We start from the raw sequence: 9361 nt of genomic DNA on the forward strand, positions 1-9361 counted from the left end.
TAACCACCTATATTATATCTCAAATTACAAAAAGTTGAAGAGATTCAATCTTTTTGTATTGATGTTTTTTGAGATTTTGAGATTTTTCAAATTCACGCAAAAAACTCTTGTTTTTTATTATCTAATTTCTTTTTGGTCTCTATAATTTTTAAGCGGCATTCAATCACCTTGATCGAACATTCGATCAAGGGCAAACCAACTTTTAAAACCACAGTGACAAAAAGTTCCAGGAAATGTTCCATAGAATTGCCCTCCTTTGATGACAGACGACAAAAATCTGTCAGTTTGAATCCATTTTGATAAGACCAAAAATCGACTCTGTCCGGACGGGCATCCGCGGTTCAACAAAACCCTACATTATTAATATTGCGGAAAAAATAAATAATCCTCCTGAGAAAAATGAAAATGTTAAAATTTTTTCTGTTTTAGTAAAACTTGAAAGAATCAGAATTTTATTCACAGGAAACATCAATTAAGATTTAAACGGACAGGACTGCGGTTTATGCGCCAGCTTGCGCTTCTTTTGATATTCATCAGGGCTTATGGTAAAATAAGAACTGAATCCAGTTTAAAAACAAAAGGAGATCCAACCATGAAAAAAATGTTGTTAGTCGATGGAAATTCCATGCTCTTCCGGGCATTTTACGCAACCTTTATGCGGCCGATGTCGACGTCGACCGGTATTCCGACCAACGCGATTTACGGTTTTGCGATGATGATCAACAAAGCCGTTCAGATCATCCAGCCGGACGCGATGCTCGTCGCTTTCGACAAGGGCAAGCATACCTTCCGCCACGAGCTGTTCGCCGAGTACAAGGGCGGCCGCAAGGAAACGCCGGACGCGTTAGTGGAACAGTTTCCGATCGTGCGCGAATATCTGGAAGCGGCGGGGATTAAGCAGTTTGAAATGACGGATATCGAAGCCGACGACATCATCGGTTCAATGATTAAGAAATATCCGGACTGGGATATCAACGTGCTCAGCTCCGATCGCGATATGCTGCAGCTGATCGACGAGACGACCTCGGTCTGGCTGATGAAAAAAGGCATCAGCGATATCGAGGAGATGACCGTGGAAAGCCTGAAGGAAAAGATGGGGATCACGCCGGATCAGATCCGCGACCTCAAGGGGTTGATGGGCGACGCATCCGATAACATCCCGGGAATTCCGAAGGTCGGTGAAAAGACAGCGCTGAAGCTGCTGGAACAGTTCGGTACGGTGGAAAATCTGATCGCCAACACCGACCAGCTCAAGGGCAAGCTGAAAGAAAATGTCGAAGCCTTCAAGGATCAGGCGCTGTTATCCAAACGTCTGGCGACGATCAAAACCGACGTAGAGATTCCGTTTGAAACGGAAGAATTCACATTTCACATCACGCCGGAGCCGCTGCGTCAGTTTTATGTGCGCTATGAGATGAACTCGCTGGCAAGCAAGCTTTCTACCCAGATCAGCGAGCAGGCGGAAGCCGAGGCCCCGGCCTCGCAGCCGACACTGACGGTGGCGGAAGTCCGCCGCTGTCCGGAAGCACTTCTGCAGGACAACGCGATCCTGGTGCTCGACCAGGATCAGCCGTCGGTCTATTTCGCTGACGTTCACGGTCTGGCGCTGGCGTATCAGGACCAGGATGTCTACATCCCGATTGAAGATGTCCGGCAGGATGAAGCGCTGTTAGCGTATCTGGCCGGGGAGAAGACCAAGATCGTCTACGACGTCAAGGCTTGTCTGCATTTAGCCGACGGCGCGGGACTGACGATCAACGGAATGAAAATCGACGCGATGATCGCCGCGTTCCTGTGCGATTCGACGCTGACCAGTGATCAGAAGATCCGTGAGAAATTCGGCCTGACGGAAACGGTGACGATGGATGAGGTATATGGCAAGCCGGGCAAGATGAAGCTGCCGGAGCCGCAGCTTCAGCGTCAGCTGTGTGCCCAGAAAATTCAGCTGATCGACGCGCTGTGGAAGAACAGCGAGCCGAAGCTGAAGGAGATGGAAATCGTTTCGCTGTTTTACGATGTGGAAATGCCTTTAGCCGTCGTGCTGTATAAGATGGAAAAGGAAGGCATCCGGATTGATTCCCAGACACTCGACGATATTGCCCGGCAGACCCAGGCCCGCCTGGACGCGCTGACCGATGCGATTTACGCCGCCGCCGGAGAGACTTTCAACATCAACTCGCCGAAACAGCTGGGCGAAGTCTTGTTTGACAAGCTGGGACTGCCGGCCAGCGGGAAGAAGCGCTCAACCTCGGCCGACGTACTCGAAAAGCTGCTGGGCGTGCATCCGATTATCGCCGATCTGCTGGAATTCAGAAAATATCAAAAGCTGTACAGCACCTATGCCGAAGGCTTGAAAAAATACATTCATCCGGATGGAAGAATCCATACGATCTACAATCAATGCGCGACTCAGACCGGCCGGCTGTCCTCGACCGAACCCAATCTGCAGAATATCAGCGTCCGCGATGAGGAATCCCGCGAAGTGCGCAAGGCCTTTCTGCCGAGCGAGGGCAATGTGCTGGTCGCTTCCGACTACTCCCAGATCGAATTAAGAATGCTGGCGCACATGGCGGACGAGCAGGGGCTGCTGGACGCATTCCGGCATGCCGTCGATATTCATACCAAAACCGCGTCAGACGTATTCCAGATTCCGCTTGATCAGGTTGACGCGAAGCATCGCCGCCAGGCCAAAGCCGTCAATTTCGGGATCGTCTACGGCATTTCCGATTTCGGCCTGTCTCAGCAGCTGGATATCAGCCGCGCTCAGGCGAAGGAATTCATCGAGCGCTATCTGCAAAGCTATCCGAACATTTCCAAATACATGGATCAGGTGATCAGCTTCTGCCAGGAACACGGCTATACCGCGACGATGCTGGGCCGGCGCCGGGAAGTGCCGGAGATTCACGATAAGAATTACATGACCCGCGAATTCGGCAAGCGCGCCGCGATGAACGCTCCGATCCAGGGCTCCGCTGCCGATCTGATCAAGCTGGCGATGATCCGCATCGACAAGGCGATCAGCGAAAAGGGATTGCAATCCAAAATGATCCTGCAGGTTCACGACGAATTGATTTTCGACGCGCTGCCAGGCGAGCTGGATGCGTTATGCGCGATTATCCAGGAGGGAATGGAGCACGCGATGGAACTGAAGGTGCCGTTAGTCGCGGAAACTAAAATCGGCAGTACCTGGTACGAGGCGAAATAAGATGCCGGAGCTGCCAGAGGTTGAAACGGTCGTCCGCACGCTGGAACTTTTAATTCCTGACCGCCGGATCGAACACGTTGAAGTGCGCATGCCGAAGATGATTCAGATGGATGCCGGCGAATTCTGCCGGCGCTTAGAGGGACAGCACTTCCGCCGGTTTTCGCGGCGCGGGAAATACCTGGTCTTTCAGATGGATGATGTCTATTTCATCGCGCACATGCGGATGGAAGGAAAGTTTTATGTCCAGCGTCCTGAAGAACCGTTGTCCAAGCATATCCATGTGATTTTCGATCTGGACGACGGGACGCAGCTGCGCTATCACGATACGCGCAAGTTCGGGACGATGGAGCTGATGGAACTGAACGGCGATCTGCGCCACTTTCACGAGCTGGGGCCGGAGCCGTTCGACGACGAATTTAATCCGGACTACTGCCGCGCATTTTTAAAGAAACGCCGAGTTCCGATTAAACAAGTCCTGCTCGATCAGAGCTTTGTCGCCGGCATCGGCAATATCTATGCCAATGAGATCTGCTTCGCGCTGCGGATTGATCCGCGCAAACGCTGCGACCAGCTGACAAAAGCGCAGATCACCGCGCTGCCGGAGGTCACCCGGCAGATCCTGAGCCTGGCGATTGAGGCCGGGGGCAGCTCGATCCGCAGCTATACCTCATCCTTAGGGGTGACCGGCCGGTTTCAGCTGCAGATCCAGGTCCATGGCCGGGAAGGCGAAGCCTGTCCGCTGTGCGGCGGGCCGATCAAGAAGATTGCGGTCGCCCAGCGGGGGACCTACTATTGTCCGCATTGTCAGAAAAAGAGAGGAACGGGAATCGAATATGATCAAAATCGCGATCACCGGCGTGATCGGCAGCGGAAAGTCGACGCTGAGCCAGTGCTTACGAAATCTGGGGTATCCGGTCGCTGACTGCGACGCGATCAGCCATGCGATCCTGCAGCCGGATCAGGCGGGATATAAAGCCTGCGTCGAAGCTTTCGGTCCCGCTATTTTAGATGATCAAGGGCGAATCGACCGGGCGGCTTTAGGCGCGATCGTCTTTCAGGATGCCGCGCGGCGGCGCCAGCTCGAAGCGATCACGCATCCCCTGATCCAGGCGGAATTAAACCGCCAGGCAAAAGCCTCCTCATCGCCGCTGTGGTTTGCCGAGGTGCCGCTGTTGTTTGAAGCGGGCATGGAAAAGCAGTTTGACGAGATCATCACCGTCACCGCGCCGCTGGAAACCATCCTGCAGCGGCTGCAGCAGGGCCGCGGTCTTTCACCTCAGCAGGCGCGGGCAAGGATGGCGGCGCAGATGAGCCAGGAAGAGAAAAGCCGCCGTTCGACGCTGACGATCGTCAACGACGGGGATATTCCCGCAATGCAAGATCAGATTCAACAATGGATCAAGGAGAAACAAGATGGAACTGAAAGCGAAAGACGGATACCGCAGTGAAGTGCTGCGGCCGCTGGGCGCGGACGCGCTGAATTCCTTAATGTCGCTGTATCAGCCGCTGGTCGGCTGCGCCGGGGCGGCGCTGTATCTGACGTTGATCAGCGAAGCCAAGCACCAGCGTTCGTTTGAGCCGCACGGCCGGTTATGTCAGATCATGAACATGGACATCACGGTGCTGGAACGCTCACGGCGCAAGCTGGAAGAAATGATGCTGATGCGCAGTTATATCAAAACCGGAGAAGGCAAGGACAACTACATTTATGTGCTGTATCCGCCGCTGGAAGCCGACCGGTTTTTTAAGCATGAGGTGCTGGGGCGGCTGTACGCGCGGATCATGGGGGCGAAGCAATACCAGCTTTCGCTTAACAAGCTGGCGCACATCGAGCTGTCGCGGGAAGGCTTTGAGGAAGTCAGCGAACAATTCAAAAGCTCGGTCATCGAGAACTGGGACGCCGAGAGCGAGGAACAGTTTGCCAGTATCAAACCGCGGTACAATTTCGACGCCGGCGATCATCCGGCCATTCACTTCGATTACGAGCGCTTCTTAACCCGCGCCAGCAACCTCGTCTTTCCGATTGAAGCGCGCACCAATGAGAATCTGCGCCTGATCGGGGAGCTGGCGACGATGTACGGCTTAAGCGCCGATGAAATGCTGATTCTGGTCGGCCGCTGCACAGACAATACGAACAACACGCTGGATGCGGAAAAGCTGCGCTCCACGGCGTTTGTCATGAAAGCGAAAAAGCCGGCGAAAAAGGTCTCGGACGATCCATACGATCTGCCGCCGGTCGCCTTTCTGCAGTCCAAGCAGAACGGTGTGCCGGTGCAGGACAGCGATAAACGCACGATTGAGAAGCTCATCACCGAGATGAAGATGGATCCGAAGGTCGTCAATATTCTGTTGGAACACGTTTTGTCCATCAGCGATAACAAGCTGGTTCCTTCCTTTGTCGCCTCGCTTGCCGCAGCCTGGATCCGCTCCGGCGTTGATACGGCGGAAAAAGCCATGGCGGAAGCTAAAAAACCACGCGGCCGCAGCGGCCGGGGCGGCAGCCGCAAAGACGTGCTGCCGGATTATTACGTCCAGATGAAGACCGGATCGGAAAAAGAAACCGCAGAAGAAACGGATTTCGATCGTGAAGAATTTGAAGAAATCCGCCGCCGGCTGCGCGAACAGGAGGGCTAAGCGATGGAAGCCGTAAAATGGGGAATCCAACTGAACGAACAACAGCTGAAGGAAAAACAAGCGCTGGCCGCCAAAATGAAAGCTCATCCGCTGGTGCAGAACTTTTTGCAAACCAACGGTCTGGATGAAAGCTGGGTTGAGAACTACCCGTACCGGTTTCATCAATGGATCGACCAGCTGAGCCTGTGCCAGAACTGTGCGGGCTTAAATCAATGCCGCCAGAAACAAAAGGGCGAGGTGCTCGATCTGTCGTATACTGGGTTTCTGACGCTTCAGGTCCGTCCGTGCCGTTATGCCAGGCAGCAGCTGCAGGCGGAAAAGCATGTTCACAACTACCGCATCAACGATTTGCCGCGGCGTTTGTGGACGGTGTCGATCACTGATATCAACATCGACGAGGAAGAGACGGCATACGCGGCAGCGGTGGCGAAAATCTCGCAGAATTTGTTAGCACCGGCGGAAAAAGGACTTTATTTGTTTGGCGCGCCGGGAGTGGGGAAGACTTATCTTGCGGCCTGCGCGTGCAACAGCTATGCCCGTCAGGGCAAGCGCGTTGTGTTCGTGCATGTGCCGACGATGGCTTCACGGATCAAGGGGCTGCTTGACGACCGCGACAGCTTCGAGGACGAGCTGTACGAAATGAAGCGTGCGGACTTTGCGGTGTTCGACGATATCGGAGCGGAAAGCGTGACCTCCTGGCTGCGCGACGAAGTGCTGCTGCCGATCTTCAACGAGCGGATGGACCGTCAGAAACTGACCTGGTTCACAAGCAATGAAAACTTCAGCTCGCTGGAAAATCACTACATGTATAATCAAAAATCCGACAAGGAAGAATTGAAAGCGGTTAGAATTATGGAACGCATAAAAGCCTTGTCGAAAGAGATGAAAATCACTGGAAAAAATCGCCGAAACACGTCGATTTAGTTTCACAATTTTCAAATTCAATGCTATGATATACGGGAAATGACAGGAGGGTTACGTATGATACGAAGAATCGGAATCTTGACGTCCGGCGGCGATGCTCCGGGCATGAACGCGGCGATCCGGGCAGTGACGCGCGTGGCGCTGGCCAACGGCTTTGAGGTCATGGGCATCAAGGATGGTTACCGCGGTTTAGTCGAGGGCAATTACATTCCGATGGATAAATCCACCGTCAGCGATATTCTGAACCGGGGCGGCACCGTACTGGGGTCGGCCCGTTTAACGGAATTCAAAGACCTGGAAATACAGAAAAAAGCGGTGCAGACGCTGCAGAACGCGAAGATCGACGCGGTCGTCGTGATCGGCGGCGATGGTTCTTATCGCGGCGCGATGGCGCTGACGAAACTGGGCATTAACTGTATCGGTCTGCCGGGAACGATCGACAACGATATTCCGGGCACCGATTTTACGATCGGCTTTGACACGGCGCTGAATACCGTCGTGGAAGCGGTGGATAAACTGCGTGATACCTCCAGCTCGCATCATCGTTGTTCCGTCGTGGAAGTGATGGGCAACCGATGCGGCGATCTGGCGGTCTGGGCTGCGATTTCCTGCGGAGCCGAGATCGTCATCACGCCGGAAACGGGCTATGACGAGCTGGATGTTCTGGAACGGCTCCGGTATTTGGACAAAGCCGTGAAGAAACGCCATGCGATCGTCGTCATTTCAGAGAAGATCGCGGACGTCGACGAGTTAGCGCGCAAGATTTCCCAGAATACCGGCTTTGCCGGACGGGCGACTGTACTGGGCCATGTGCAGCGCGGCGGATCGCCATCGCCGAGAGATCGTGTTTTAGCCTCGATGATGGGCGAAAAAGCGGTCGATCTGTTGATGGACGGCGTCGGCGGACACTGTGTCGGGATGATTGACAACAAGGTCACTTCGATGCCGATTGAGGAAGCCCTGTCTTCCCCACGGCATTCCCGGAAGGACTTGTATCGTCTGTTTGACCGGTTAGTATAAGTTGAAGGAGGAAGATTATGTTAGGTAAGAAGACTAAAATTGTATGTACGTTAGGTCCTGCCAGCAACACCCCGGAAATGGTGGAGAAGCTGGCGAAGGAAGGCATGAATATCGTCCGGTGCAACTTTTCGCATGAGGATCACAAAACCCATGGCGAACGCATCGACATGATCCGCGAGGTCAGCGAACGAATCGGCATTAACCTGGCCATTATGCTCGATACCAAGGGCCCGGAAATCCGCTGCGGAATCTTTAAGGATGGCAAGGCTGATTTCTTAAAGGGCGATATCGTCAAGATCTGCCGCGCGGAAATCGAAGGAACGCACGAGCGTTTCCACATCGCCTGCCCGGAACTGTTTGAGGACGTGAAGGCTGGCAATTACATTCTGATCGACGATGGCAAAATGCGCCTGACGATTCTGGAAAACGACGGACAGGAACTGACCTGCCGCGTCGAAAACTCCGGAACAATCAAAACTCGCAAGGGCTGCAACGTGCCTAACGTGAAGCTGTCGATGCCGTTTATTTCGGAAAAAGACGATGCGGATATCCGCTTTGGCTGCGAAAAAGACGTTGACTTCATCGCCGCTTCGTTTGTCAGACGGGCGGAAGACGTTCTGGCGATCCGCAAGATCCTGATCGAAATGGGCAAGCCGACGATCCAGATCATCGCGAAGATTGAAAACCAGGAAGGCTTCGACAATCTGGAATCGATTCTGGAAGTTGCGGATGGCGTCATGGTTGCGCGCGGCGATCTGGGCGTTGAAGTTCAGACACAGTATGTTCCGATTTACCAGAAGACGATTATCCATAAGGCGAATGAAATGGGCAAGCCGGTCATCACCGCAACCCACATGCTGGAATCCATGATGGCCAACCCGCGTCCGACCCGTGCGGAAGCGAGCGACGTTGCCAACGCGGTTCTGGATGGCTCCGATGCGATCATGCTTTCAGGTGAAAGCGCGGCCGGCGAATATCCGGTCGAAGCGGTCAGAACGATGGCGACGATTGCGGAAGCGGTCGAAAAGATCATTCCGTACCGTGAGCGTCTGGATCATTCGATCAAGTCCAGCCGCAAGACGGTTCAGGATGCGATCGGCATCGCGGTTTCCGATGCGACGCTGACGCTGCAGAACGTCGGTGCGGTTGTCGTCTTCACCCAAGGCGGCACCACGGCGAAGCGAATCTCCAAGTTCAGACCGTGCGTTCCAATTCTGGCCGTCACGTTCACCAAGAGCACGCAGCGCAAGCTGGAAGCCTATTGGGGCGTAACGCCGATCTTCTCGGATATCCAGAATGAGCTGACCAATGATGACGAACTGGCGAGCACTATCGCCAAGGGCTACGGCTTGAAGCCAGGCCAGCTGATCATCATGTCCGCCGGTTACCCAACGGGCGAAGGCAGCGCCAACATGATGAAGATCATCGAAATAAAATAAGGGCTCTTTCAAAAATAGTGTTGGTGAGAGAAAAACCGAAACAAGAAAGACGCAGATGAGTTCCAGAAATGGGACTCATTTTTAATTGAGAAAACGGCAGGGAACTAAGGTGTTAGAAATAAGTAAAATGCGGGTCTTA

General features: G+C 53.6%; 8 protein-coding genes. 7 read left to right on the plus strand and 1 reads right to left on the minus strand.

Annotated elements, in window-relative coordinates; translation table 11 throughout:
- Positions 1–92 precede the first annotated feature (92 nt).
- On the minus strand, positions 93–242 hold the full coding sequence (locus tag AC5OW4_RS12855) for a hypothetical protein (RefSeq protein ID WP_195396376.1): 150 nt from the start codon (positions 240–242) through the stop codon (positions 93–95).
- Positions 243–592: 350 nt separating this feature from the next.
- On the opposite strand from AC5OW4_RS12855, the gene polA reads away from it, so the two are divergent.
- Genes polA through pyk form a run of 7 tightly spaced genes read left to right on the plus strand, consistent with a single transcriptional unit; the run spans position 593 to position 9222 of the window.
- The gene (polA, locus tag AC5OW4_RS12860; RefSeq protein ID WP_072684241.1) at positions 593–3205 is read left to right on the plus strand and encodes a DNA polymerase I; all 2613 of its coding nucleotides are present in this window, start codon (positions 593–595) and stop codon (positions 3203–3205) included.
- 1 nt (position 3206) lies between these two features.
- On the plus strand, positions 3207–4127 hold the full coding sequence (gene mutM / locus AC5OW4_RS12865; RefSeq protein WP_072684242.1) for a bifunctional DNA-formamidopyrimidine glycosylase/DNA-(apurinic or apyrimidinic site) lyase: 921 nt from the start codon (positions 3207–3209) through the stop codon (positions 4125–4127).
- A complete protein-coding gene (gene coaE, locus AC5OW4_RS12870) occupies positions 4039–4653 on the plus strand; it encodes a dephospho-CoA kinase (protein WP_072684243.1) in 615 nt (204 codons plus the stop codon). The genes mutM and coaE overlap by 89 nt, the downstream gene beginning before the upstream one ends.
- A complete protein-coding gene (locus AC5OW4_RS12875; RefSeq protein WP_072684244.1) occupies positions 4619–5839 on the plus strand; it encodes a DnaD domain protein in 1221 nt (406 codons plus the stop codon). The genes coaE and AC5OW4_RS12875 overlap by 35 nt, the downstream gene beginning before the upstream one ends.
- Before the next feature lie 3 nt (positions 5840–5842).
- Positions 5843–6763, plus strand: coding sequence for an ATP-binding protein (locus tag AC5OW4_RS12880; RefSeq protein WP_072684245.1), 921 nt, complete (start codon positions 5843–5845; stop codon positions 6761–6763).
- Between the two features lie 57 nt (positions 6764–6820).
- On the plus strand, positions 6821–7783 hold the full coding sequence (pfkA, locus tag AC5OW4_RS12885) for a 6-phosphofructokinase (protein WP_006059031.1): 963 nt from the start codon (positions 6821–6823) through the stop codon (positions 7781–7783).
- A gap of 17 nt (positions 7784–7800) precedes the next feature.
- Positions 7801–9222: a pyruvate kinase gene (gene pyk, locus AC5OW4_RS12890; protein WP_229056819.1), complete on the plus strand. Its 1422-nt coding sequence runs from the start codon at positions 7801–7803 to the stop codon at positions 9220–9222.
- Positions 9223–9361: the final 139 nt, after the last annotated feature.

The sequence above is a fragment of the Holdemania sp. genome, assembly GCF_986127675.1.